This window comes from Thalassotalea loyana (genome assembly GCF_030161435.1).
Lineage (GTDB): Bacteria > Pseudomonadota > Gammaproteobacteria > Enterobacterales > Alteromonadaceae > Thalassotalea_G > Thalassotalea_G loyana.
On record NZ_BSSV01000006.1, the window covers coordinates 267986 to 294419 of the forward strand.

At 40.2% G+C, this 26434-nt stretch carries 22 protein-coding genes; 11 read left to right on the forward strand and 11 right to left on the reverse strand.

Features of this window, described 5'->3' with window-relative positions:
* The first annotated feature begins 33 nt into the window (after window positions 1-33).
* The 3 genes from metG (at window position 34) to QQK05_RS14140 (ending at window position 3462) form a co-directional block, all read left to right on the forward strand.
* Complete coding sequence (metG, locus tag QQK05_RS14130; RefSeq protein WP_284299705.1) at window positions 34-2061, forward strand: methionine--tRNA ligase; 2028 nt, start codon at window positions 34-36, stop codon at window positions 2059-2061.
* Window positions 2062-2176: 115 nt separating this feature from the next.
* Window positions 2177-2530, forward strand: a complete 354-nt coding sequence (locus QQK05_RS14135) for a VOC family protein (protein WP_284299802.1) — start codon at window positions 2177-2179, stop codon at window positions 2528-2530.
* A 92-nt stretch (window positions 2531-2622) separates the two neighbouring features.
* Window positions 2623-3462, forward strand: coding sequence for a 23S rRNA (adenine(2030)-N(6))-methyltransferase RlmJ (locus tag QQK05_RS14140; protein WP_284299707.1), 840 nt, complete (start codon window positions 2623-2625; stop codon window positions 3460-3462).
* Window positions 3463-3500: 38 nt separating this feature from the next.
* Here QQK05_RS14140 and QQK05_RS14145 read toward each other — a convergent pair whose 3' ends face one another.
* From QQK05_RS14145 to QQK05_RS14155, 3 genes are read right to left on the reverse strand one after another with little or no spacing between them, the layout of a single operon-like run.
* Window positions 3501-5627 carry a bifunctional diguanylate cyclase/phosphodiesterase gene (locus QQK05_RS14145; protein WP_284299709.1) on the reverse strand — a complete coding sequence of 709 codons (2127 nt, stop codon included), beginning with the start codon at window positions 5625-5627 and terminating at the stop codon, window positions 3501-3503.
* A complete protein-coding gene (locus tag QQK05_RS14150; RefSeq protein WP_284299711.1) occupies window positions 5624-6169 on the reverse strand; it encodes a YfiR family protein in 546 nt (181 codons plus the stop codon). The genes QQK05_RS14145 and QQK05_RS14150 overlap by 4 nt, the downstream gene beginning before the upstream one ends.
* Window positions 6170-6204: 35 nt before the next feature.
* On the reverse strand, window positions 6205-7257 hold the full coding sequence (locus tag QQK05_RS14155; RefSeq protein WP_284299713.1) for a transporter family protein: 1053 nt from the start codon (window positions 7255-7257) through the stop codon (window positions 6205-6207).
* Window positions 7258-7528: 271 nt separating this feature from the next.
* On the opposite strand from QQK05_RS14155, the gene trhO reads away from it, so the two are divergent.
* Window positions 7529-8512, forward strand: a complete 984-nt coding sequence (trhO, locus tag QQK05_RS14160; RefSeq protein ID WP_284299715.1) for an oxygen-dependent tRNA uridine(34) hydroxylase TrhO — start codon at window positions 7529-7531, stop codon at window positions 8510-8512.
* A 66-nt stretch (window positions 8513-8578) separates the two neighbouring features.
* Here trhO and QQK05_RS14165 read toward each other — a convergent pair whose 3' ends face one another.
* The 4 genes from QQK05_RS14165 to QQK05_RS14180 form a co-directional block, all read right to left on the reverse strand.
* Complete coding sequence (locus QQK05_RS14165; RefSeq protein ID WP_284299717.1) at window positions 8579-8815, reverse strand: hypothetical protein; 237 nt, start codon at window positions 8813-8815, stop codon at window positions 8579-8581.
* 52 nt (window positions 8816-8867) lie between these two features.
* Entirely contained in the window at window positions 8868-12005 is a 3138-nt protein-coding gene (locus QQK05_RS14170; RefSeq protein WP_284299719.1) for an efflux RND transporter permease subunit, read from the reverse strand.
* 3 nt (window positions 12006-12008) lie between these two features.
* Window positions 12009-13130 (reverse strand): efflux RND transporter periplasmic adaptor subunit, encoded by a 1122-nt coding sequence (locus QQK05_RS14175; protein ID WP_284299721.1) that lies wholly within the window; start codon window positions 13128-13130, stop codon window positions 12009-12011.
* 248 nt (window positions 13131-13378) lie between these two features.
* On the reverse strand, window positions 13379-13537 hold the full coding sequence (locus tag QQK05_RS14180; RefSeq protein WP_284299723.1) for a DUF3012 domain-containing protein: 159 nt from the start codon (window positions 13535-13537) through the stop codon (window positions 13379-13381).
* Window positions 13538-13687: 150 nt separating this feature from the next.
* Between QQK05_RS14180 and QQK05_RS14185 the strand changes: the two genes are divergently transcribed.
* From QQK05_RS14185 to QQK05_RS14200, 4 genes are all read left to right on the forward strand, one after another.
* Window positions 13688-15817, forward strand: a complete 2130-nt coding sequence (locus QQK05_RS14185) for a cation:dicarboxylate symporter family transporter (protein ID WP_284299725.1) — start codon at window positions 13688-13690, stop codon at window positions 15815-15817.
* 66 nt (window positions 15818-15883) lie between these two features.
* Window positions 15884-16258, forward strand: a complete 375-nt coding sequence (rcsF, locus tag QQK05_RS14190; protein WP_284299727.1) for an Rcs stress response system protein RcsF — start codon at window positions 15884-15886, stop codon at window positions 16256-16258.
* Window positions 16251-16985, forward strand: coding sequence for a tRNA (N6-threonylcarbamoyladenosine(37)-N6)-methyltransferase TrmO (tsaA, locus tag QQK05_RS14195; protein ID WP_284299728.1), 735 nt, complete (start codon window positions 16251-16253; stop codon window positions 16983-16985). Before rcsF ends, tsaA begins: the two co-directional genes overlap by 8 nt.
* Entirely contained in the window at window positions 16975-17853 is an 879-nt protein-coding gene (locus tag QQK05_RS14200; protein ID WP_284299730.1) for a DMT family transporter, read from the forward strand. The genes tsaA and QQK05_RS14200 overlap by 11 nt, the downstream gene beginning before the upstream one ends.
* 70 nt (window positions 17854-17923) lie before the next feature.
* On the opposite strand, the gene QQK05_RS14205 is transcribed toward QQK05_RS14200, so the two are convergent.
* The 4 genes from QQK05_RS14205 to sbcD form a co-directional block, all read right to left on the reverse strand.
* Entirely contained in the window at window positions 17924-19216 is a 1293-nt protein-coding gene (locus tag QQK05_RS14205; protein WP_284299732.1) for a metal-dependent hydrolase family protein, read from the reverse strand.
* Between the two features lie 143 nt (window positions 19217-19359).
* Window positions 19360-19842, reverse strand: coding sequence for an FKBP-type peptidyl-prolyl cis-trans isomerase (locus QQK05_RS14210; RefSeq protein WP_284299804.1), 483 nt, complete (start codon window positions 19840-19842; stop codon window positions 19360-19362).
* Between the two features lie 80 nt (window positions 19843-19922).
* On the reverse strand, window positions 19923-23615 hold the full coding sequence (locus QQK05_RS14215) for an AAA family ATPase (RefSeq protein ID WP_284299734.1): 3693 nt from the start codon (window positions 23613-23615) through the stop codon (window positions 19923-19925).
* On the reverse strand, window positions 23612-24862 hold the full coding sequence (sbcD, locus tag QQK05_RS14220; RefSeq protein WP_284299736.1) for an exonuclease subunit SbcD: 1251 nt from the start codon (window positions 24860-24862) through the stop codon (window positions 23612-23614). The genes QQK05_RS14215 and sbcD overlap by 4 nt, the downstream gene beginning before the upstream one ends.
* 125 nt (window positions 24863-24987) lie before the next feature.
* Here sbcD and QQK05_RS14225 point away from each other — a divergent pair, with 125 nt between their 5' ends.
* From QQK05_RS14225 to QQK05_RS14235, 3 genes are all read left to right on the forward strand, one after another.
* Window positions 24988-25350, forward strand: a complete 363-nt coding sequence (locus QQK05_RS14225) for a VOC family protein (protein ID WP_284299738.1) — start codon at window positions 24988-24990, stop codon at window positions 25348-25350.
* Between the two features lie 44 nt (window positions 25351-25394).
* Complete coding sequence (locus tag QQK05_RS14230; protein WP_284299740.1) at window positions 25395-25790, forward strand: DUF1761 domain-containing protein; 396 nt, start codon at window positions 25395-25397, stop codon at window positions 25788-25790.
* A gap of 138 nt (window positions 25791-25928) precedes the next feature.
* On the forward strand, window positions 25929-26384 hold the full coding sequence (locus tag QQK05_RS14235) for a methylglyoxal synthase (protein WP_284299742.1): 456 nt from the start codon (window positions 25929-25931) through the stop codon (window positions 26382-26384).
* The last annotated feature ends 50 nt before the right edge of the window (window positions 26385-26434 follow it).

A 26434-nucleotide genomic window follows, 5' to 3' on the forward strand; every position in this document is an offset into this window, starting at 1 on the left:
ATAAAAAATTTAATTTCATTGATGGCAGATTCTATGTCTACAGAAAATCGTAAAATACTCGTTACTTGTGCGCTTCCATACGCAAACGGTTCTATTCATTTAGGCCATTTACTTGAACACATCCAAACCGATATTTGGGTGCGCTTCCAGCGTATGCGTGGCCACGAAATTTACTTCGTTTGTGCCGATGATGCTCACGGTACGCCAATCATGCTTAAAGCACAGGAATTGGGGATAACACCAGAGCAAATGATCGATGGTGTACGCGAAGAGCATATGAGTGACTTCAATGACTTTTTGATCAGCTTTGACAACTACCACTCAACGCATAGTGATGAGAACCGTGCATTCGCTACGGGAATCTATAATAAGTTAAATGACAATGGTCACATTAAAACACGTGTAATTTCACAGCTTTTTGATGAAGAGAAAGGAATGTTCTTACCTGATCGCTTCGTTAAAGGTACATGTCCTAAATGTGGTAGTGAAGACGAGAATGGCGACAGTTGTGACAACTGTGGTGCAACATACTCACCAACCGAAGTCATCAACCCTCGTTCTGTCGTTTCAGGCTCAACCCCTGTTCTACGTGATTCTGAGCATTACTTCTTTGACCTACCAGCGTTTGAACAGATGTTAAAAGACTGGACAACTGGTGGTTCATTACAAGATGAAATGGCCAACAAACTCGCTGAATGGTTTGAGTCTGGCCTTCAACAATGGGATATTAGCCGTGACGCGCCATACTTTGGTTTTGAAATTCCAAATGCTCCGGGCAAGTTTTTCTACGTATGGTTAGATGCACCAATTGGTTATATGGGTAGCTTTAAAAACCTTTGTGACAAACAAGATATCGACTTTGATACCTTTTGGTCGAAAGATTCAAGCGCAGAATTATACCACTTTATCGGTAAAGACATTATTTACTTCCACTCACTATTCTGGCCTGCAATGCTAGAAGGTGCAGGTTATCGCAAGCCAACATCGGTTTACGCTCATGGCTTTGTAACAGTAAACGGTGCGAAAATGTCTAAATCGAAAGGTACCTTTATCAAAGGCCGTACTTATTTAGATCATCTGAATCCAGAATACCTTCGTTACTACTATGCAGCGAAATTAACTCACAAAATCGATGATTTAGACTTAAACCTTGAAGATTTTGCCCAACGTGTAAACTCAGACTTAGTTGGTAAAGTGGTTAACATCGCATCACGTTGTGCAAGCTTTATTACTAAGAAGTTTGACGGTGTACTTTCAAGTGAGGTTGATGATCAACAGTTAGCTGATGAAGTCATGGCGGCAGGTGATAATTTGGCAAGTTTGTATGAAAACCGCGAATTCGGTAAAGCGATGCGTGAGATTATGGCACTTGCTGACAAAGTTAATGAATACATTGCTGTTAAAGAGCCATGGCAGTTAATCAAAGACGAAACCAAGCAACAAGATGTACACAACATTTGTTCATTAGGTATTAACCTATTCCGCATTTTAATGACTTACTTGAAGCCAGTATTACCTGCGTTGGCCGAAAAAACGGAAGCTTTCTTAAATGATGAGTTGGTTTGGGAAGGCCATAAAACATTGTTAGCAAACCACAAGATCAATAAGTTCAAAGCGTTAATGCAACGTATTGAAATGGACAAGGTTGAAGCCATGATTGAAGCGTCAAAAGAATCGTTACAACAAGAGCAAAAAGCGGTTGTAACAGGTCCACTTGCTGATGATCCAATTAGTGAAGAAATTCAATTTGAAGACTTCGCTAAGATCGATTTAAGAGTCGCTAAAATAGTTAAAGCAGAACACGTTGAAAAAGCCGACAAACTATTGCGTTTAGAGCTAGATTTAGGTGGCGAAACTCGCCAAGTATTTGCTGGTATCAAGTCAGCATATCAGCCTGAAGACTTAGAAGGCAAAATGACAGTTATGGTCGCTAACCTCGCCCCGCGTAAAATGCGCTTTGGTATGTCTGAAGGCATGGTACTAGCAGCAGGTCCAGGTGGCGAAGATTTATGGATTTTAAACCCTGAAGAAGGTGCTCAGCCAGGAATGCGCGTTAAGTAGCATTTTATGGATATAAAGATTAATAAAGCGAGCTAAGGCTCGCTTTATTTTTTTCTGCAATTTGATAAGGTCAATAATGCCAATTAAATGTAATTGGTTTACCTAAAAGGAATTAATCATGAACACCGAAACAATTAACTACCTAGAGCTTCCGGCAAATGATTTAAAAAGTACCAAAGCATTTTTTGCTAATTGCTTTGAATGGAAATTCACTGATTATGGCCCTGATTATGTCGCTTATAACGCGCAGGGCTTTGACGGAGGCTTCTACCAAGCTCCTTTGGCATCAACAACGGCATCAGGTGGTTGCTTGATCGTATTATATAGCCAAAATTTAGATGCAAGCCTCGAGAAAGTGAAGAGCCACGGAGGCAAGATTGTCAAAGATATTTTCGAATTTCCAGGGGGCAAACGCTTCCATTTTGAAGAGCCAAGTGGCAATGAATTTGCGATTTGGTCAGATAAATAGTCTTAGTCAATTACAATGTTATCCATAGGATAATTCTTTTGACATTTCTGGTATTATCTCGCTGATTATTAACAACCCATAAAGAGGCTAATTTGTTAAGCTACCGTCACGCCTTTCATGCAGGCAATTTTGCTGATGTTTTAAAACACAGTGTGCTAATTTACGTACTCGATTACATGGCTCGTAAAGACAAAGGATATAGCTATATCGATACCCATAGTGGTGCTGGTATGTATGCCTTACAAGACGACTACGCGCAAAAAACCGGGGAATACAAAGACGGTATTGGTAAACTGTATCAATCGAGCGACTTACCGGAAATCCTCAATGAGTATATCTCATTAATTTCTTCCCTAAATAATAATAAATCATTAGAAATTTACCCTGGTTCTCCTGGTATTGCGAAAGAATTGTTAAGACGACAAGATTTTGCCCATTTATTTGAATTACATAAAAGTGATTTTGAACTACTTGAAGAACTATGCCAGAGATGGAAAAAATCACGAGTCTATAAATCAGATGGCTACAATGGCCTTCTTGAGCAACTTCCGCCGCCTACCCGCCGTGGCGTTGTATTGATGGACCCTCCATTTGAATTAAAAGAAGACTACGTAAAATCCGTAAAGACTATAATTCAGGCTTATCGAAAGTTTTCCACTGGTACCTACCTGTTATGGTATCCGGTCGTAAAAAGAAGTTATATCGAAGCAATGGAGGAGCAATTTGTTTCGAGTAACGTACGAAACGTAATTCAGCTTGAATACTGCCAAAAGCAAGACAGTGATGAATATGGTATGACGGGCACTGGGTTATTTATCGTTAATCCACCGTGGCAACTATTAGGTGAATCAGATAACTTGCTAACAACAATGAAAGAAAAATTAGGTAACAAGCATTCAAGCTACACAGCTAGACAATTGATTGATGAATAAAAGTGACTCGCCATGAAAATGCGAGTCACTTAGACAAATTATTTCTCTATGACTAAATCTTGATTAGTTACCAAAGAGGCATCCTTGGTTATTGCATGAGAATCTTTGTAGTTTGGCGACACTTCAAGGTGTTTAGTGACTTCGTCACTTGGCATCGGACGATATAAATAATAGCCTTGCGCATAATCACAGTTTTGCGACTTCAAAAAGTTTAACTGTGATTGGGTCTCAACACCTTCTGCAACGATTTTCATGCCTAAGCTATGTGCCAACATAATCGTTGAACTGACAATACCCTGGCTCGATGCACTATATTGTACGTCACTAACAAACGCACCATCGAGCTTTAAGGTATCAATTGGCAGTTTTTTCAGATAACTCAATGATGAGTAACCGGTGCCAAAATCATCGATCGCAATATTAATCCCCATATCACGTAATGCACTAATGACCTCTACAGTCCTTGTTGACTGGTCAACAAATACATCTTCGGTAATTTCTATTTCTAAGTAGTGAGCTTCAATTTCGTATTGCTCAATTAAGCGCTCAAAATGATTAATCAACTCACCATCAAGTAATTGAGTTGATGAGATATTGACAGCAACCTTTGGACTCTTTAAACCTGCATCCTGCCACGACTTAACCTGCTGACAGGCTTGCTCAACAACCCACAAACCTATTTGGTTGATAATGCCAATTTCTTCAGCTACTGATATAAAGTCTATCGGCGGAACTTGACCCAATAGCTTATTGTGCCAGCGAATTAGCGCTTCAACCTTATTTATGTCACCGGTTTTGATACAGGTTTGTGGTTGGTAATGAAGGTATAGTTCATCATACTCAATTGCATGACGTAGTTGATTTTCTACTTCCAAGCGAAGATGAATTTTTTCATCCATCTTAGCTTCGTAGAAACTGTAATTGCTTGGACCTTTTTGTTTCGAGTGATACATACTTATATCAGCATGTTTAAGCAAAGCCTTAGCATCGGCACCATCATCAGGGTAAACACAAATTCCAATACTTGTACTGACATGCAATACGTGATGCTCTAAATTAAATTGCGCTTCGAACACTTGATTTATTGCTTCAGCAACACGAGCACAATCTCTCGCATGGTCAACGTTTTCTAATAAAATGACAAATTCATCGCCACCTAATCTCGCGACAGTATCGCACTCACGAACCACATTTTTGAGTCTTACTGAAACCGCTTGTAAAAGCTGATCGCCTACCTCATGGCCGAGGCTATCGTTAATCACTTTGAAACGGTCCAAATCCATGAATAAAACGGCTAATTGACCGTTGTTTCTCTTAGCATTAGAAATTGCATGGTCAAGTCTGTCAAGTAACAAGTATCGATTGGGTAGACCAGTCAATGCATCGAAGTGAGCTTTTTGATATAGCTGCTTAGTTCGCTTATTAACGATATCTTGCAATGTTTCACTATGGCGTTTCAACTGAGTTTCACGTTCTTCTACGGCGTCCAAAACGTGATTAAAACCATGTTGTAAACTACCAAGCTCGTTTGTCAGGTTTAGCGATAGGCGTTTCGTGTAGTCGCGTTGTGCCGCGAGATTTTCCACTTGTTTAACCATCGCCATAATAGGTTTTGTTAACAAACGTTGAAATTTTAGTGCTAATAAATAAGAAACGAATGCACTTAATAATAAGGTCACAATAAATATCTTGCGATACTTTTCAAGCAAGGCATTTAGTTGGTCGAGTGCGACACACAAATATAAATGGCCTATGGTTGCATCATTGTCCAAAATAGGCACAACAACTTCCAAATGATCGCTATCAAAACGAGTCTGTTTTGTTAAGTCTATGATTGGCTTTTGAGTAATATTTTCATTCGCATACTCAGCAAATACAGAATTATCTAGTAACACGACCGCGGCATATAAGGCCTGTTCGTTATTTTTTAGCAGACGCACGCTGTCTGTTGCAGCAAGCCTATCGTCAAAAGTAATGGCGGCGACAACACTTGATGCAATCAACGTTGCCTGTGTTTGTGTATTGATAACCATGGCATTGCGTAAAAGCTGTACCTCTTTAACGTAGAATACAGTGGCCGTAACACTAACGACAGCTACGCTAATAAATAGGATCACACTCACTATTTTTTGTTTTATCGATAGCTGAGTTATAAAAGCCTTCATGGTGCAACCTTATCTATTTGAGGTTTGTAGATAACCGCCAGTCTCAACAAGTCTGCACTCATTTTAATATTTGCAGCTTCTACTTTGTCTACGCAAACTTGAAAACGAATACGTTGTTTGTCCGTAAAGAAATTAACCATACCACCTTGTTCAATAAATCCCTTTGACTCGCCTACTAACAGCGTTGATAAGTTATGTTCAGTGCGATATTCAACGGCTTGCTTTACTAAATTTTTAGCAACAAATGCTACGTGGCAACTGTTAAGTTCTTCCTTAGTCTCTAGATAAAGTACATTCAGTTTTTGACCCACTCTATTCTCGGGCTTTGCTTTTACCATGCTTTTTAAAAAGCTATCGAAACTCACTTCCCCGAGTAAACATATATTGACTTGTTCAGTTTTTATACTTGGCCAAGTAGTATACCCAGTAAAGTGCAGCAAAAACGCTGCCTTAATCTTATCGCTATTTTTGGCTGGCTCGATAGCGTTGCTTGAAAAAGACCAAAGCAGGATACACAAACTTGCTATCGTTTTATATATCATAAACTTATGTATGCCCAAGAACATTCAGACCTACCTTAGAACTGCTGGTGCCATTGTAGAGCCAGCCCTGTTTTTTGCTTGGGTTGAACACCGTTTAGGTTGTGGTAAACCGGGACGATAATTTCAATGCTAGCTCTTTGATCGCCAAAATATACATCGAATGCGGTAGAAACATTAATCTGTTGACCGCCATAATTTTTGGGGTTTGTGATACCTGCAGGATATGGAAAAGCACCAGGCACTGTGATTTCATCATCTTGACCAGAAATGTCCTGCCAATTTATGTAACTTAACTTGAGCTGAGGGTCGATCGTCGACCAACCTTCATACTTTATCCATGCGCTCGCCGCATATTTATTTCCTAGTCGGTAATCGCGATCATTTTTACCGAACCTGAGTTTCGCGTAGAGGTTTCCGCCGACTGTGTAATTGCGCATTACATGTGCAACATTAATACCTATCGGCATATCAAAAGTGCCCGATCCCAACTGCATCGTATATGGAAGTTGCTGATCACCGTGAGCTCGCGGTGTATCGCCCTGCTCGTCGATAGAGCCTGTCGGCAGTGTCACGCCTAAAGAGAGTGAGATATGAGTATTCGCCTTCTTGTACACTTGGCGTTGGTAATTAATCGACAAATCGCCGAGGCCATGGGTTGCGATATTAAACTCGTCATAACCTGGCACAATACTGAGGTGATCTGTATCTTGCTCGATATAAGGAATACTCAAGTTCACCGTACTTTTATCGTCAACACCAAACGCCAAATTAAAAACTAAGGTTTGCTGAGTGATAACGGTCGGTAAAATAGGATAATTGTTGTCAGTACGATCTTCTGGAGGCTGAAAGAGTACATCATCGTAGGACAACGAGTTGGTACCGCTCATGTACCCGTCTAATGTTTCACGCTTAAACAATACACCCGCCTGAAAGCCAAAATCATTAGCATCGTCGTCAATCGACATTGCATACAAATCTTGCAGACTCAAATCCGCCATTTCTGCCGGGGTATTTGCAAAAGAACACGTTGATATTAGTGCAGGTATAACTAGCGCTAAATATTGCGAACAATCATTGTTTAACTTCATAAATACAGCCTAAAAATGTGAAGATAAGCACTTGCATCCTGCAATAATGCGAACTGGATTTTACGTTTTTTCACACGAAATAGCAAAAATGTTACAGTTTGTGATCAATGTCAAGTGTTTAAATAACCAACAAACATTTTTTTAACATCTCGTTAATAAAAGCCATCAATTTACAACGGATGCCAAACCCCTTATAATCCGCGTCGCCTTAAAAATGGCAATTTATCGATTAGCTCTGAATTTACGATTCAGCTCGCAATAGGAAAATTTAATGTCAAACTACGTTATATGTGCAATGTACAAATTTGTTGCACTTGAAGATTATCAAGAAATCCGCGATCCATTATTAAAGACAATGGAATCTTTAAATATCTGCGGAACACTTCTGCTAGCCAAAGAAGGTATCAATGGCACAATTGCAGGTTCGCGCGAGTCTGTTGATGCACTTGTCGCCTACTTAAAACAAGACGAACGTTTCGCTGGTCTATCTTACAAAGAATCTTATTCAGAAGAAAAGCCGTTTAAACGCTGTAAAGTAAAACTGAAAAAAGAAATTGTTACTATGGGCGTTGAAGGTATAGATCCTCGCCACGTAGTTGGAACTTATGTGCAACCTAAAGATTGGAATGCGCTGATTTCTGATCCTGATGTTGTCCTGGTTGATACCCGTAATGACTACGAAGTGGATATCGGTACGTTTGAATATGCGGTAGATCCAAAAACAAAAACGTTCCGTGAGTTTCCAGACTACGTTAAAGACCACATGGATCCGAAGAAGCAAAAGAAAGTCGCAATGTTTTGTACTGGTGGCATCCGTTGTGAAAAGTCTACTGCTTACATGAAAGAACAAGGCTTTGAAGAAGTCTACCATTTAGAAGGTGGTATTCTTAAGTATTTAGAAGAAGTACCAGAAGAAGAAAGCCTATGGAAAGGTGAGTGTTTCGTTTTTGATGATCGTGTGACGGTAGACCATCAACTCAATGCTGGCAAGTACGATCAATGTCACGCTTGTCGCATGCCAATTCTTGAAGAAGATAAGCAACGCAAAGAATATCAAAAAGGTGTGAGCTGTCATCACTGTATTGATAGCGTAACCGATGAACAACGCGCTCGTTATGCTGAACGTGAAAAACAAATGGAATTAGCGAAAAAGCGTGGTGAATCACACATTGGTAGCGATGCAGCAGCAGTTATCGCGAAGCGAAAGCAAACCAAAAAAGCGAAGATTCAATCTCAACAAGAACAAAACAAGTAAATAGTTTTGTTTTTTGCGATAAAAAGGCTTCATTTCATGAAGCCTTTTTTGATACTAACTAGATGACTAGTCATCCAAACCAAAGTGTCGTCCTAAATTGTAGGCTTTGGCTTGTTCACGAACCGCATCAATATCCATGTCAACACTCGCAACGGCAAACAATTTAAAAATGATTGCAAGCTCATGGGTTGTTATGTCTTCTTGAGGATCAAACATTGTCGCCACTTTTTGCACTAATGTTTCCCTTACGTCTTCATGCGCCTTTTGTTCTTCTTTCTCTCTTAATACATCGAATAAACTCATAATAAATCCTTAGTAGCGCACTCAGCCTATATAAAACCGAGTGCTTGGCAAATTACTCCAATGAACCTTCTGCTTCAATATCTGCAAGTTTGCGATATTTCACACGATAGATAAGCATGTAGAACACAGGAACAGCGAACAAGATTAAGAACGTTGCAACCGCTAAACCAACCATCATAGAACCGGCCATCGCCGCAAAGAAAGCATCTTTGAGTAAAGGGATCATGCCCAAGATTGCAGCTATCGCGGTTAACGATACCGGTCGAACCCTTGATACCGCGCCATCAAAGATCGCTTTATAATCTTCAGCGCCTTTATCTTGATAGATTGTAATTTGATCGACCAAAACAATGCCATTACGACACATCATCCCCGTTAAACTTAGCGCGCCTAACAATGCCATGAACGTAAATGGCATATTAAAGGCGAGTAGTCCGCCAACGACACCGATGATAGATAAAGGAACAACGAACCAAATCACTAAGCCTTTCTTCAACGAGTTGAAGAGGATAATTGTTAGAATGAACATAATTAAATAACCGGCTGGAATAGAGCTAAATACCGAGGCCTTTGCATTCGTGGATTTCTCAAACTTACCACCCCACTCCATTGAGTAGCCTACAGGAAGATTTTGCTCAAATTCTTGTGCAGCAGGTAACATTAATCGACGAACGGAAGCAGATGTTGCATCACCTGTCACATCATAATCAGCCATTACGGTAATCGTACGAACACGGTTGCGGCGATTAATAAATGCGTCCTCAAAGGTCGTTTCAAACCCATCGACTACTTGTGAAATTGGCACGAATCCTTGCTTAACTGGGCTCCATATATTGAGCTCACCTAGATTAGATAGTGTTACCCTTTGCTCCTCTGGCGGACGAGCTACAACTGGCAGTACGTCGGTTCCTTCTTTAAACTTACCAATCGTTCGGCCAGAGAAATTTGCTAGAATCGTTTGATCGAGATGTTTTTTCGTAATACCTAAGCGACGAGCCTTAACCTCGTTGAACAAAGGACGAATAACTTTAGAGCGTTCAAACCAATCATCACGAATTGACTCAGCTCCAGGAGCCGCACGCATAAACGTTTTAGCTTGTTCAGATAACTGACGCAAGACGACAGGATCTGGTCCATAGATGCGTAACTCGATTGCCCCCGGTGTTTGTGGGCCCACTGAATAACGCTTTGGTGTTATTTGTAAAGCAGGGAATTTAGCAGGTGCGTCTCGTCGTAACTTCTTGATCACTTCGACAACATCATCTGGTGTTTTCGTAGAAACAATGAGGTTTGCATAGTTGTCATATTGTTTCTCAGGCTTGTAAGAAAGCATGAAGCGAACATGACCACCACCAATCGCTGCCGTTGTTTGCGTCACTTCCTCATATTCGAGTAGAAACTTCTCAAATTCGTTTACTTTATCTTTCATAGTACGGATATCAGTACCAAAACCATCACGCACATCTAATTGAAATTGAGCAATTGTTGATGGGGGAAAGAATTCAGGCTTAACCAACTTGAATGATTTAGCTGAAATAACTAGTGCAGCAATTAACAGGAAAGTAAAAACCCAAGGAAAACGCATACACTTGTCAAGTAACCACTTGAAACCAACAAAAATGAAACCACCGTAGGGGTCGTGATCACCATGCGCTTCAGCATGGCCATCGAATTCACCGTCTTTGTAAAAAATTTCACAGAAATATGGCGTAATCGTCACCGCGGTTATCCAGCTCAAAAATAGTGAATACAATAGTACCCAGAACAATGAACCGACAATTTCACCCGTGTTGTCTGGCGACAATCCAATTGGTGCGAAAGCGATAATTGCGATCACAGTTGCTGCAAGTAACGGGTACTGTGTTTGCTTAACAATCGCAATCATTGAGTCCCACTTTGACTTGCCTTTTTCCATGCCTATTATCAAACCTTCAACAACAACAATGGCGTTGTCAATGAGCATACCCAAGGCAATAATCAATGCGCCTAAAGAAATACGTTGGAGCTGTATACCGTGCATTTCCATTAAGATGAAGGTACCGGAAATGGTAACAACTAAAATAAAACTGATTAACAAACCTGCTTTACGGCCCATCGTAAATAATAGTGTGAAGAATATGATGACACACGCTTCTAATAGATTACCTAAAAAGCCTTTAACTGAGTTATCTACGCGCTCCGGCTGATTATATACAAACTCATAATCGATACCGTGAGGACGCATTTCTTCAAGTTCATCCATTCGTGCCTGAACCGCTTTACCAACAGTGACAACATTTACACCAGGCGCGAATGATATTCCCATTGAAATCGCTTCTTGACCGTTGATTGTGATGTAATTTGAAGGCTTGTCTTTGAATCCTTTGTAAACGTTTGCTACGTCAGAAAGGTAAAGGATAGTTTGAGAACCTGTCGGTGAAACAATGATGTTCTTCAAATCATCAATCGTTTGAAACTCACCGGTTGGGTGGAAGCGAATAATCTCTTCGCCAATATGAACGTCACCTGCGTTTGAAATACTGTCTTGGTTTTTAATCGCATTAGCAACATTATTAAAAGTTAAGCCTTGATTCGCGACTTTAGAGCGATCAATTTCAATAAAAATTTGTTCAGGTTGCTCACCTTTCGTCGCAACTTTACCTACGCCAGGCACAAGCAATAACTCACGTTTAATCAGCTCAACGTACTCACTCACTTTATCCAACGAGTATCCGTCTGCGTATACTTGCATCATCATGCCGTAAACGTCACCAAAGTCGTCATTAACTATCGGTTTAGAAGCGCCAGGTGGTAAAAAGCTAGAAGCGTCGTTTACTTTTCGGCGCAAATCATCCCAAAATTGTTGAACGTCTTTCTTTTGAGCATCTCTAGGCAAATTGAAAGAGATATATGAATAGCCTTTACTTGAAAACGACTCGATATAATCAATCATTTTCATGTTCTGAAGACCTGTTTCCAGGACGTGGGTAACTTCCTCTTCTACTTGTTGAGCAGAAGCTCCGGGATAAAGCGTAACAACAATTGCGTTTTTCACTGTGAAATCCGGGTCTTCTAGTTGACCCAGTTTTAAAAAGCTATTGATGCCCCCGAATAGCAGAATCAACGTAACCATCCACGCGATTACGCCATTTCTCATAAAGAAGCCAGCGACGCCACCTCCAAGAGGTAATTGTGCGGTAGAATTACTCATAGACTAGATACCTCTTTGCTTAGTCCACTGACGCACCGTAGTGTTTTCAAGTAACGAGTGAACACCAGCAGCAGCGATAACATCGCCCGCAGCTAAACCACTCGTCACCTTAATACCTTGGTCTGTTAAGTCGCCAATAGTGACTAACTGTTGATTTACCTTCATTGTTTCCTGGTCAATTTTCCATACCGCGAACTGTTTTTTGGCGGGATCTACGTTTGGTGGAGAAAAAACTGACTCAACAGGTACGAGTGCATATGGATTTAAACCTTCTAACACTTGGTCAAGTTCAATTCTTACGTTCGCGGTCATTCCTGATACGACATTGATACCTTGCGGATTTTTCATCGTAAGTACCACATTGTACGAACGTGATTTCGGATCTGGTGTTTTATCCATCTCCTTAAATTCAGCGGTGAAAACCTTACTCTTGTGCGATGGCGAAGACGTAAATGTAATCTCTGGTTTATAGGAAGCAGCATTATTTTTAATACGGCTTAAGATTGACTCAGGCAATTGGAATGAAATGTCGATGCCATCTTGAGATTGAATATTGACGATTGGCTTCGATTGCGCCAACAGGTTTGGGATCATTTCGCGATTTTCTACATTAACCTTAGAAATTACACCATCGTAAGGTGCCGTCAGCACAGTGTATTTCAAGTTATTTTCAGCAGCATCTAATGAAGCTTTTGATAGTGCTAATTGAGCAGCGGCCATGTCGTAATCAGCTTGAGAAGTTAACTCTAGATTCAACATGCGCTCTTGGCGGTCAAACGTTTTTTGCGCCAAATCGTATGCGGCTTGTGCTTCGTTTACTTTAACTTTGAAATCTGTCGGATCAATTCGTGCGATAACATCGCCTTTTTCAACCGTTGAGCCCGCGACGACATTCACTTCAACAAGTTCACCACCTACTCGAAAAGCTAGGTCTGACTCCTCTGATGGAGCGACTAACGCAGGAAAGTTTTGAATATATTGGCTAGAAGCTGAGGTAATTGTAAAGAATTCAACAGGGCGCACGACTTCTCGCACAACCTCTTGTTTTTCCTCACCACACCCTACTAATCCGGCCATAGAGACAGCTACAAAAACAGCTGACAATAGTCTCGGTGTTGCTTTCATTTTTTACCTTCCAATTGTTTATTAAATAGTGTTAACGGCGCTAGGATAGGCTTTAAAACAACGCTATTCGAACCAATCGAGGTAAAAGTTTGTTATTTTTTGTAGGGTAGAATGGTGGCTAACTTTAACGTATCAAATGAAGTGTACAAACAACACGATGAAGGGTCTAAAAATTGTTACAAGATATGGCAAATGACGACATTAACATAGCGCTAACATCGCCATAAATAAAGGCTTACAGACGTAATTTACTTAAACACACAATGTTTTGTGTAGTCTGCTGCTTCGTTTGCAGTCCAATCACCTTTTGGCTTTTCATCCATCATTTTGCACCACTTTTCACTACCTACTTCAGGTGTACACGCAGCTAAAAAGATGACAGAGATCAATGTTAATACTCGCTTCATATCGCTTCCTTTAAATCGATTAACAGAAAGTAACGTAAGATAACACAATGTCTACGTGAAATATAACTTATCACCTATACTATTAAACATAATTAAAAATTACCTTTTTCTGCTCGTAAAACACTGAAACATAAAAATATTAAGGCTGTTATGAAAAAGATACCTTTGTCTATTCAAATCATTTTAGCGATTATACTAGGACTTAGTGGCGGACTGTATTTTACCGGCATGCCTGCAATTATTGGGCAAGTTGCAGATAGCTTTTTAGCATTGCTTCAGCTAACAGCTATTCCATATATTTCACTCTCAATTATCATTGGGGTTTGTCAACTTAATGCAAAAGAAGCCAAGTGGGCGTTACAACCTGCCCTACTTTCATTGTTATTGATTGCAGCCATCATTTTATTGTTTATTTTTAGCGCGCCGCTGGCTTTTCCAAATTGGCAAAATGCAGAATTTTACAGTGCTAATACAATCAATACACCGGAGCCAGTGTCACTGCTATCAATTTTCATTATCAAAAACCCTTTTGAGGCACTTGCCAACGCAAACATACCAGGTGTTGTTTTTTTCAGTTTCATCTTGGGAATAGGACTCATCCCGTTAAACAACAAACAATCATTAATTGGTACTCTCGAACAATTATTAGAGGGCATCACATACATCAATAAAATCGTTATGACGTGGTCACCCGTTGGTATCTTCTGTATTGCATATCGCGCCGTATCGAACTTAGAAGCTCAAACAATTGATGGACTTATCGTTTATCTTATCACCTCATTCTTGTTGGTCATGATGCTATGTTGGATCGTATTACCTGTCGTTATTTCGATGCTCACTCCGTTTAGTTATCAACAAATCATTAAAGCAACAAGATCTTCAATGATGGCAGCGTTTGCTACAGGGAGTTTCTTACTGGTCATTCCTAATTTAGTTGAGAAATCAAAAAGTCTTTTCCATCAGTTACATGGCAAGAATACTTCACTTGATAAAGTGCCTGGCATCGTTATCCCTATCTGTTTCAGCATTCCTGTTGGAGGCAAACTACTTGCCATGTTATTCCCTGTATTTGCGGCATGGTTTTCTGGGGCAAAAGTGGGTATTTCTGATTACTTTAATTTGATTGTTCAAGGAATACCTCAGCTGTTTTCCTCAACAACCGTCGCGATGCCGAAACTTCTTGAATCCTTTAACGTATCATCAGCGATGTTTGAGATGTTTTTGATTTCGGAAAACCTGCTAAATGGCAAACTGGTGGCGATGCTTTCTGTTATGAGTGCGTTTTGTTTAGTGCTCATGATCAGTTCTGCTGTGATAAGGAAAATACGACTCAATTTCAGTCGACTGTTAAGAGCAGGAATTCTCCTGCCAAGCTTAAGTATTTCGGTTTTCTTATTGTTACGCCTATCATTAGCCTCAATAGACCATCAATACCAAGGCTACGATAACTTTATCGATCGAGACTTAGTATTTAAGAATGTCCCTCATCGCATTTTAAAAGCCCCTGAAGCTAACACCGATGTCGATTTATCACAGTCAGTATTAACAAGAATTAATGAACGTGGCTTTTTGCGTGTAGGCTATTTTAGAGACGATTTACCTTATGCTTTTCACAACAAAGACGGCAAGTTAGTTGGTTTTGATATCTCCATTATGCATCACATTGCCAGTGATTTAGGCGTTGAACTTGAGTTTGTCCTAATTTTTCGGGACCAAGCAAAGCCCTTGTTAGATTCTGGCTATTTAGACATTACAACAGGCATTCCTGTCATCCCAGATAATATGGAAAACTATTCATTATCAATTCCTTACAGTGAGCAAACCGTAGCATTTATTGTTAAAGATGAACGTAGAAGTGAATTTACCAGTTGGCAAAATATTTTAAGTCGTGACGACTTAATCATTGGCGTTCCCGAAACATTTTTCTATAAAGATGCTATCGACAAACATTTCACACAAGGTAAAGCTTGGGAGATATCAACGCCAAGGTTATTTTTTAAGGAAAAGTACCAACATATTGATGGTATGTTATTCGGTGCTCCGTCCGCTTCTGGATGGAATTTGTTATACCCGGAATACACAGTTGTTGTGCCAACACCTAGGATTGCCCCATTAAGTTTGGCGTTTGCGCTAAATTCAGTGGACCATCAATTCGAACTTTATATCCGTAATTGGATTCTGATGAAGCAAAAGAATAAAACCATTGATAAGTTATTTAATTATTGGATTGCTGGAAACGCACCTATTGAGTTTTTAGCTATGCCACAAAGCACACAATAACATGATGTGTTCAAACAAATTATCACGTACAATAACAAACAACCAATAAAAGCTAAGCCATTGACAATGAAATATTTAATTTCTTTATTGAGTTTATTGATCTTAACAAGTTGTAGTAGCAACTACACCGTTTCTACTAACCTAGACAAAGAAAATTTCGAAAACTATTTTGCCGTTGGTAAAGTGAAAACATATCAAACAGCAAATGAATTACCGAAAGACAACGAGTTCGTAGCAATTGTAGAAGGCAGTTCTTGCCAAACTAAAGCTCACTTGGCTGAGCCAGATGAAGTTGACGCCAAAAACATGGCTAAACGTAAAGCGAATAAATTAGACGCCAACGCCATTATTTTTTCTGATTGTGTCGTTGTAGAGTCAACAGCTTGTGTTAAAGAAAAGCTCTGTTATGGTAAGGCCTATAAAGTGATCGTTAATGAGTGATCTTACTCCATCTGCATTAACCATTGAATATATTGGCAAAGCATACACTCCCTATAACGAAAAGTTTGCAATCCCCAGACAACCAGGCATTGTCACTCACGCATCTGGCCATATCGAGTTGTTTGACCAACAACAAGCCTCGCAAATGTTGCAAGGTATTGAGCAATATTCGCATATTTGGGTTATCTTTGGTTTTCATGCAACCGCTCCTCACGGGTGGAAGGCTATGGTACGCCCACCTAGACTCGGCGGTAACAAAAAAATGGGTGTATTAGCGACACGTTCTACCTATAGACCTAACCCGATTGGAATGTCCGTGGTGAAGCTCGATGGCATATCTCAGCGTGAAAGCAAGACGTTAATCAATATATCAGGGATGGATTTACTCAATGAAACCCCTATCATAGATATTAAGCCTTATGTCCCCTATGCCGATGCGTTAACAAACGCGACAAGCAGTTTTGCGCAGGAAGCGGATAGTACTATCAATGTTACTTTTTCAAGCACAGCGCTTAATGCTATTGAGCAATTTGATGCTCAACATAAAAATTTAAAAGCGTTAATCACTCAGGTATTGGCTCAAGATCCGCGTCCGGCTTATAAAAAAGACCAAGATGACAAAAAACGCTACGGAATGAATTTGTTTCAATTAAATATTACTTGGCACATGATAAACAAAACAACCGCGCATGTTTGCAATATAGAACCAGTCAACAATGAAAACTAATCCGTTAATTGAATTAATCGCTCTTGCTGCTATCTGGGGTGCTTCCTTTTTATTTATGCGTATCTCAAGCCCTGAATTTGGGCCTGTACTATTAATGGCATTAAGAACACTGATTGCGAGTATCGTATTGTTGCCTTTTTTGTTACTCAAAGGCCAAAAAAACGCCTTAACAGGCAAGTATAAAGACGTATTTTTTGTTGGAATGTTTAACACTGCCATTCCATTTGTTTTGTTTGGCTATGCAACACTTACCCTATCAGCAGGTGTCACGTCGGTACTCAATGCGACAACGCCAATGTTTGGTGTCCTTGTTGCGTTTTTATGGTTTAAAGAAAAGCCTGCAACAAGCAATGTCGTTGGACTTTTGGTTGGATTTATTGGCGTCTATTTGTTGATGTCTGATAAAACCGGTGGTGATTCAGTCACGGTAGTGCTTCCTACGCTCGCCGTGCTGCTGGCTACTTTCTGTTATGGGTTTTCAGCTAACTTAACTAAAGCCAGACTCTCGGGTATGGGTTCATTGGCACTAGCAACGGGAAGTCAGGTATCAGCAACACTCGTATTATTGCCGTTGAGTCTATTCTTCCTGCCTGAGAACAACATAAGTGACCATGCTGTTTATTCCGTGATTGTTCTTGGCGTTATTTGTACTGGGTTTGCTTACATTATATTCTTTAGACTGATTGCGGCTATGGGTCCAAACAATGCCATAACAGTCACCTACTTAATTCCAGTTTTTGGTATACTCTGGGGATATTTATTCTTAGAAGAGAACATAACTACGATGACCATTATTGGGTCTTTGACTATCCTGTTAGGTGTAGGATTAACAACGGGTGTATTAAGTCGTAAAGCGATAAAAAGCTGATAACAACTGCATAAAAAAAGGGGGTAAAGTCATAGAACTCTCCCCTTCCTTCACAAACAATAAACCAAGGCTATTTTTGTTTGTGCACCTTACCGTCTTTCATTACAAAATCGACATCTAATAACGCTTCAATATTCTTCAATGGGCTTTCATCATACGCCACAATGTCAGCGATTTTTCCAGATTCAATCGTGCCAAGGCTTGCTGACATGTCGATTAAATCTGCTGCATTAACCGTGGCAGATTTTAAAATATCACTATTTCTCATCCCCGCATTAGCCATCAATACCGCTTCACGAGCGTTAATACCATGTTTAGATACGCCTGAATCAGTACCAAACGCTATGTTGACGCCTGCTTCATATGAACGTTTGAAATTAGCAATCATATCTGCACCTACACGAATCGCCTTGGCCTTGATCGCATCAGACATAAAATTAGAGTTTTTTGCTAGATTTACAACCGTATCACCGGCGAGTAAAGTTGGCACAAGATAGGCACCATTTTCTTTAAATAATCGGATGCTTTCTTCATCGGCATAACTGCCATGCTCAATACTATCCACACCTGCGCGAAGTGCTGCGTTGATTCCTGCTGCTGCGTGAGCGTGACTTGTTACTTTACGACCTAAACCATGAGCCGTCTCAACAATTTCGACAAGCTCATCGTCCGTCATTTGCTGTCCTGTGCCTGTATTGGTATCAGATAGAACGCCCCCTGTCGATGTTATCTTAATGATATCTGCACCATATTTAATCGCATGACGTGTTGCACGACGACAATCATAAGGACCATCACAGATAGTTTTTGGGGTATATTTTTCAATAAGCTCTGCTTTCATACCGTCAACATCGCCATGGCCACCGGTAGCCGCCACCATAGAACCTGCAGCAATAACGCGCGGACCATTAACCCAACCTTTATCAATCGCATCGCGCAGTGCAAATATTTCTTCTGGATTTGCGCCTAGATCGCGAACCGTCGTAAATCCAGCATGCAATACTTTGTTAGCAAACATCGTACTTTTCATTGCGACATCTGCATTAGACATTCTTAGCGCTTCACTATCATTACTTGGACTTAACTCACCTTGTAAGTGGACATGCATATCCATTAAACCTGGCATAACAAACCGATCGGAGAGATCGATTAACTGTGCGTTCTTACCAAATTTAGTCGCCTCAGCATAACCTTTAACAACGTTAATGATTTTACCGTCCTTAATGACTACAGTCTGCTCCTTTAATGGCTTATCACCTGGCACTGCGAGTAATTCGCCCGCATGAATAACTGTTGTTTTAGCAACAACAGACGAACTGATAGCAAGAGCGATAATTGCTACGAGAGAAGGGATTGTTTTCATATTACCTCTTATTATTATCGGACACATATGTGAACTACAGTTCACTTTAACAAGATATAACCTTAATTTAAAATAATAGAGACAAAATAACAAAAAAGTCAGCTAAAAAGCTGACTTTTAATAAAACCCATGAAATTAGGTAACTAGTGCTGATGACCACCTACACCGTGCGCATGACCGTGCTCAATCTCTTCTTGCGTTGCTTCACGAACACCTTCTACTTTAATATCAAAGGTTAATGTTTTGCCCGATAAAGGATGATTTAAATCAACAGTAACCATAAAACGACCCGCTTTTACTACAGTTAACTGACGCTCACCTTGCTCCGTGTTTACTGTTGCTATCATGCCAGGCTTCCATACTTTAGCACCTTGCAAGTGCTTGACAGGTACACGTTGAATAGCATCTTCTTGGCGCTCACCGTACCCCTCTTCTGGCGTAACCGTAACTGAAAACTCGTCACCAGCTGCTTTGCCTTCAAGCGCCTTTTCGACACCAACGATCATATTTTTATGACCGTGCAAATAAGCAATAGGATCGCTATTGAAAGAAGACTCTACTTGCGTACCCTGTTCGTCGGTCAGTGTGTAATGAAACTGAACGACGCTATCTTTTGTGATATTCATCATATTTCCTAAATATAAACTTGCGCTAGCAAAAAAATTGGCGCAGATACTATCAAACTTACTCAAGCAAACCTAGTAGATTAGGGACTTTCCTGAAACTTAAACTGAGGCTCAAGCTGACTAATTCCCAGGCCACTGCCCTTTTTGACTTTAATTTGCACATTGATACGCTCTTTAAGTGCATCAACATGACTGATAATGCCGACCATTTTGCCACTTGCATTGAGACTATCTAGTGCATTCAATGCCATTTCCAACGTTTCATTATCAAGCGTACCAAAGCCTTCATCTAAAAAGAGTGAATCAATTGAGGTTTTGTTACTCACCAAGTCACTCAAGGCCAAGGCAAGCGCTAAACTTACAAGAAAGCTCTCACCACCAGATAATGTCGACGTATCCCTGACACTATCTGCTTGCCAAGTATCAATAACTTCTAGGGCGAGTGCATCGGTATCTTTGCGTTGCAGTTGGTAACGTCCGTCAAGGTAGCTTAATCGAAGATTTGCCAAATACACTAAGTTTTCTAACGTTAAACTTTGAGCAAAACGACGATATTTAGCACCATCTGCCGAGCCAATTAGGTAGTTTAAACGAGCGAGATCATCGACGATCTGCTGTTGTATTGATATTTTTTCAACTATGTCGGCTTGTTTTGCTTGCTCGGCTTGATGTTGTGCCAATTGTTGTTGGAGCTGACCAAGCGTGACTTGCAAGCTCTTTATTTTCGCTTGTTCATTAGCAAGCTTTTCTTCAACAACAACTAAATTTTCATTAGTTAAGGCTTTATCATTTAATTCTATAAGCTGACTTTCAATCGTTTTACAAACTTGCTGTGCATGTGTTATCGCGTCTTTTACCGACTGCATATCAGACTCTAATAACGCTAATTGTTCATCGGGAATTAACGCCTGTAAAAAACTCTGCTCATTATCAAAGTCACTATGTTTTAAGGCGGCTAACCACAGTTCATCAAGTTCATTACGCTTTAGTTCCAGCTCAGTAAACTGTTGCTTATTCGCTGTTACTTCACCTGTTAAATTACTGATTAATTGGTCTAGTTCGGTAATGGATTCATCAAGTTTTGTTTGACGTGACAACAACGCTTGTTTGTTAGCCTCAATTTCTGCTCGCTTCTGATCAACTGCCATATCACCAAGTAGACTAAATCTTTGCGTTTGCTTATTGGTTAGCTCTTCGTTTAGCGCGGTCATTTCTGAGCGATATTGATTAATTTGGACGTCAAACTGACTTAGCCGTTGCTCAATAAGCGCTTTTTCTTGTTCAACTTCCTTAGATCTTTTTTCTGCTTTCTGTGCTTGTTCCGACAGTGAACGATAATGTGCTAGCTGAGTGTTCGTTTGATTCACTAATGATTCAAGTGACTCAATATTGTTGACAGTGTTTAGGATGTTGAATGATTGCAGCTGTTCGCTTATTGCTTCAAATAGGCTGTTTATTTGAGCCAAGATATCCTGATATTGTTTATTCTGCCCACTTGCCTGCTCATGCAAATTATTCAGCTGTTGTTGAAGTAACTCTCGTTCATTTTGTTGATTAGCAAGCACTAAATCATGTTCATGCAACGCTTTTATCGCTACCTGCTGCTGTCCTTCGAGCTGTTTTATGACTTGTCCGGCAGTTTGCCATTGTTTAATTTCATCCTCAATTGATGCGATTTGCTGTTGATTTTGGTCTATCTGAGCGAGATCAGTTTTGAGCGCCAGCCCATCAGCGACCTCTGCCCATTGGTGGTTAACCATATCAATCTCATTAGCTAAGCCGTCTAATTGACGTTTATTCTGCGTTAACTGTTCCTCAAGTACAGCAATAGATTGACTCAACTGTTGTCCTTGTTGTTCAACAGCCTTCAGTTCTTGCTCCGTCTGCTCCAGCTTAACATGGTACTCATTGGTTGGCAGTTGCCCATAATCATCAATCGCTGGGTGCTCTTTTGAACCACATAAAGGGCAAGGCTCATGAGGCTGAAGCTGTTGGCGATAGTCACTCAATGCTTGAATTGTTTTTTGCTGTTCAACAATCAATTTAACATCTTTGTAGGTTGCCTGGACCTGCTTGTACTGCAGACGGCATTGATCACGAGTGTTTGAAAATTCTGTGTGCCTAGTCGTTAGCTCATGCTTTTCTTGCGTTAATCGAGACCGTTCAGTGTCCAACTTACGTTGGTTAGTCAATAGCTGCTTAGCTAATTCAACAACAGGGATTTTTGTTTGCGCTTGTTCTGCTAGTTGAAAGAAGGTTTCAGCGCAGTCTAGCTTGAAACTCTTTAGTTGCTGATTAATTGACTCATTTAGTTCAACGACGCGTTGCTGAAAGCTTTCCCTTTCTTGAACTTGCTTTTCCAGCTGAAGACCCATTTCAGTCATGTGCTGAGTTTGCTCTTTTACATGTTCAGCGTTTACTTGCTGTTCAGATGTAATACTGAGTAATTGCGTTTGCCACTGCCTAGCTTGCTCGAGATTTGCGCTCCACGACCCCACACGCTCGGAAAGTTGCTCGACATATGGGTTGGCCTCTACAAACGATTTGTATTCATTGGTGGTAACTTGTGCGCCTTCTATCGCCAGCTTTACACTTGTGGATTTAGCTAAATCCTCTGCCTTTTGCTGTTCTAACGTCATGATGTGTGAGTTGAAATCAGCCTTTTTATGCGTGAGTTGTGCAATGTCATGGTCTAACGGCACGACTTGCTCATTGAGCATGGAGACTTGTTCATCAAGCGATTTTTGTTGATTTGCGACATCCTGGACTAGCTCTGATTTTTGCTGATAAAGAGCCTGATGCTGTTGTTTGAGAGTCGAGTGCTGCTTGTCTTGCTCAACGATTTTTGTTTGCAGCGCAATATGTTGCTTCTTAACATCAACGAGCTGGTGATATTGTCCTTTTATTTGTTGTGCTGGTTTTGCCCGTTCAAGCAAGGCAAATTCTTGTTTTCTCTGTTCATAACGCTGCGTAGCTTGGTCATGCAAAGTAACTTCATGCTTTAGTTTTTGTTCTAGATCCGCTATTTGATTGAGCCATTGCTTTTGCGCCACCAGTTCATTAATACTTTTGGTCAATAATGTTTCACTGCCAACAGCATCACCAATAGCTTGCTCAAGCTCACCTAAAGCTTCGGGTGACAAGAGGTTCAACGTTGACTTATGGTGAGCTAATTTTTGTAACGCTTCGTTCTGCTCTTTGTGCTGCTCGAAAACTTGCTGGGAGATTTGACCATAAATTTCAGTACCCGTTAACTCTTCAAGTAATTCTGCGCGTTCATTAGCACTCGCGTTTAAAAATGCAGCAAATTGCCCTTGTGACAGCATCATAGATTTTGTAAAACGAGCAAAATCTAAACCCGTCAATTTTTCAATTTTCGCTCTCACTTGTGACGTTTTTTCCGCTAATATTTCACCTTCTTCGGTCGCTAGTTCAGCTTTTGCGTCAACTAAATTTCCTTCGGGATTATTCTTAGCACGTCGTTGTGACCAGAACGCCCTATACCTTTGTTCTTTTACCTCGAATGTCACTTCAGCCAAGCAGCTCGCAGTATGGCGTGTCATTATTTGATTTTGGCTTTTGGAAACCTTTTGGCGTGGTGTCTGATGGTATAAGGCCAAACAAATTGCATCGAGAATAGTTGTTTTACCTGCGCCTGTTGGCCCAGTAATCGCAAATAACGCGTCTTGATCAAAAGGTGCTTTACTAAAATCAATAAACCAATGGCCTTTAAGTGCATTTAGATTTTCAAATCGCAGTGAAATTATTTTCATGATTCCTCCTGCGTTTGTACTTTCTCAACCATTTGTTGGTATAGCACCGTCATTCGTTGATTCTGCTCCGCAGATACATCAGTACTGATATCCATATCACCTTCTTTAGCTAGACGTTGATTGAACACGTCGGATACATCTAGCTCCTCTAATACCACTTTTTCTCGTTTCTCCATCAACGCAATTCGTTGCGCTTTACTGCGACGCACACGCAAAACCTCAACCGGTAATTCCGATAGATGATTGTCGATTCGTTGCGCAATATCATGATGGTATTCGTCACTGTTTACTTCAATATCAAGCCAAACAGGCCGGTTTTTAAGTTCATCAAGTGGAATATCAAAAGACGCAATGACACTTAATACTTGGTTTTTTATATCTTCAACTGATTCGTTAAGCATGATGAGTTGTTGTGATGTTGGTACTTCAATTCGCTCCACTTCACATGTCTGGGAATCTACGTCAACGAGATGAACATACTTTTGTTGTTTCGCCTCGTCAAAAGATAATGCAATAGGAGAACCGCAATACCGAATACGTTCAGATTTCGCTACTTTTTGGCTTTGATGAATGTGACCAAGCGCTAAATAATCAAAATTTGGAAAACCATCAGCAGGAAAAGCATCTAATGTACCAATATATATATCCCTAACCGAATCACTAGTACTGGCGCCTACTGTAGTTAAATGCCCGGTACCTACAACTGGTAACGCGTTACTAGAAATGAGCGTTTTCGCTTGTTCAAAACAGGTCTGATAATGCGTCGCTATTGCTTGCTGTAAATGTCGCTGTTTTTCCTGTGCATTTTGACCAGCAACGCTTTTAACCACATCTCGTGGTCGAATAAATGGGATTGCACAAACCACGCCTAAAGGGTCACCCAAACTATTTTTTATCAAAATATTTTCTGGTTTATTGCCTTCAACATGGGTTACTACATGAGTGTTAAGGTGAGATAACACTTGTTTAGATTCACCCAACATCGCCGCTGAGTCATGATTCCCAGCAACAACTATTAACTGACAACCAATCTGATTCACTTTGGCAATAAAATCAAAGTACATTTCACGTGCGTAACTTGGTGGGTTTGCCGTATCGAAAATATCACCCGCAACTAAAATTACATCTGCGCTGACCTCTGTTGCTTGTTTAAGTAACCAAGTCAGAAATGCCTGATGTTCATTTGCTCTACTTTTACCGTAGAAATATTGACCTAAGTGCCAATCAGAAGTGTGAAGAAGTCGCATTTAAATTATCGAATTGTTTTTTCGAACATTCTACTGAATTTAATGACTGGACTTCAAATGAAATAGCTTGCGCAAACAATTAAGATGACTAATAGTTATGGTGTTACCAACAAGAGAAATTAGTTATGGATAATCAAATAGTTTGGGTCGATATGCCGGTTGTAAACTTAGATAGAGCAATAAAGTTTTACAGCGCGGTTTTAGGCAATGAAGTAAAGAAGGAGTCATTTAACGATTGTGCTTTCGGTCTGCTTCCACATGCGCAAACCAATGTATCAGGTTGTTTAGTTGAAATGGGTGAAGATCAAATTACTCAACAAGGCCCGTTGCTTTACTTTAATGTTAATGGCCGTATTGACGACGCAATCGAACAAGCAAAAACCTTTGGCGGTACGATTAATGAACCGCTAATGGATATGGGAGAACATGGAAAGCGTGTTGTTGTTATTGATAGTGAAGGCAATAGAATTGCTCTGCACAGTCAATAAGCAGCTCAATAAATTAAAAACAAATAATAATAAGAGAGAATAATATGTTTGACGTAAATTACTTGGCTGTACTAGTTGCAGCAGTTTCAAGCTTCATATTAGGTGGTCTGTGGTATTCGCCAGCATTATTTGGCAAAGCATGGATGAAGGAAACAGAATTTGATGAAGCGAAAGCAGGACATCCTGCAAAAGTGTTTGGTTTTGCTTTTATATTTTCATTTATCGCCGCGTTTTGTTTTGCGACAATTGTTGGTAATAACCCAGAACTTATGGTCGCCATTCATTATGCATTGATCGTCGGAGTAGGATTTGTAGCAATGAGCTTTGGCGTAAATTACCAGTTCAGCAATAAAAGTTGGACACTGCTCATCATTGATGGGGGCTATCATTTAGGACAGTTTTTGTTATTTGCGCTTGTTTATGTCTATTGGCCTAGCTAGCGATAAAACAAGGAGCTATATGCTCCTTTTTTTATACCTATAATCAGCTAAGGTGGCAATTCATCATTAATTAGTCTTTTTTTAATCGTATTTTTCATGTTACAAATAAGGCACTTAAAAGCTTTCTCAGGTGGTAATGTGGAATACAAACTAATTCAAAGCAGCGCGAAAAAACATATTGCACTCGTAGCACATGACAATATGAAGCCAGATCTTGTTGCGTGGTGTCAAAAGTATGTTGATAAACTAACCAATCACACATTGTATGCCACAGGTACTACAGGTAATTTATTGCAGTCGAAAACTGGATTAGAAATTACCGCCTTGATTAGCGGCCCACTAGGTGGTGACCAGCAAATTGGTGCTCTCATAACCGAGCAAAAAGTCGATATGATGATCTTTTTCTGGGACCCTTTAGAAGCGCAACCACATGATCCAGACGTAAAAGCACTGTTAAGATTGGCGGCAGTATGGAACATTCCAGTAGCTTGTAATCAAGCCTCGGCTGACTTTTTAATTACATCGAGTTTTTTCGATACAAGCTACGACAAGTCGGTACCCGATTATGACAAATATATCGCTGAGCGTACCTAGCACCTAGCACCCAGCGCGCAGTACAAAAAAAGCCAGTCATTTGACTGGCT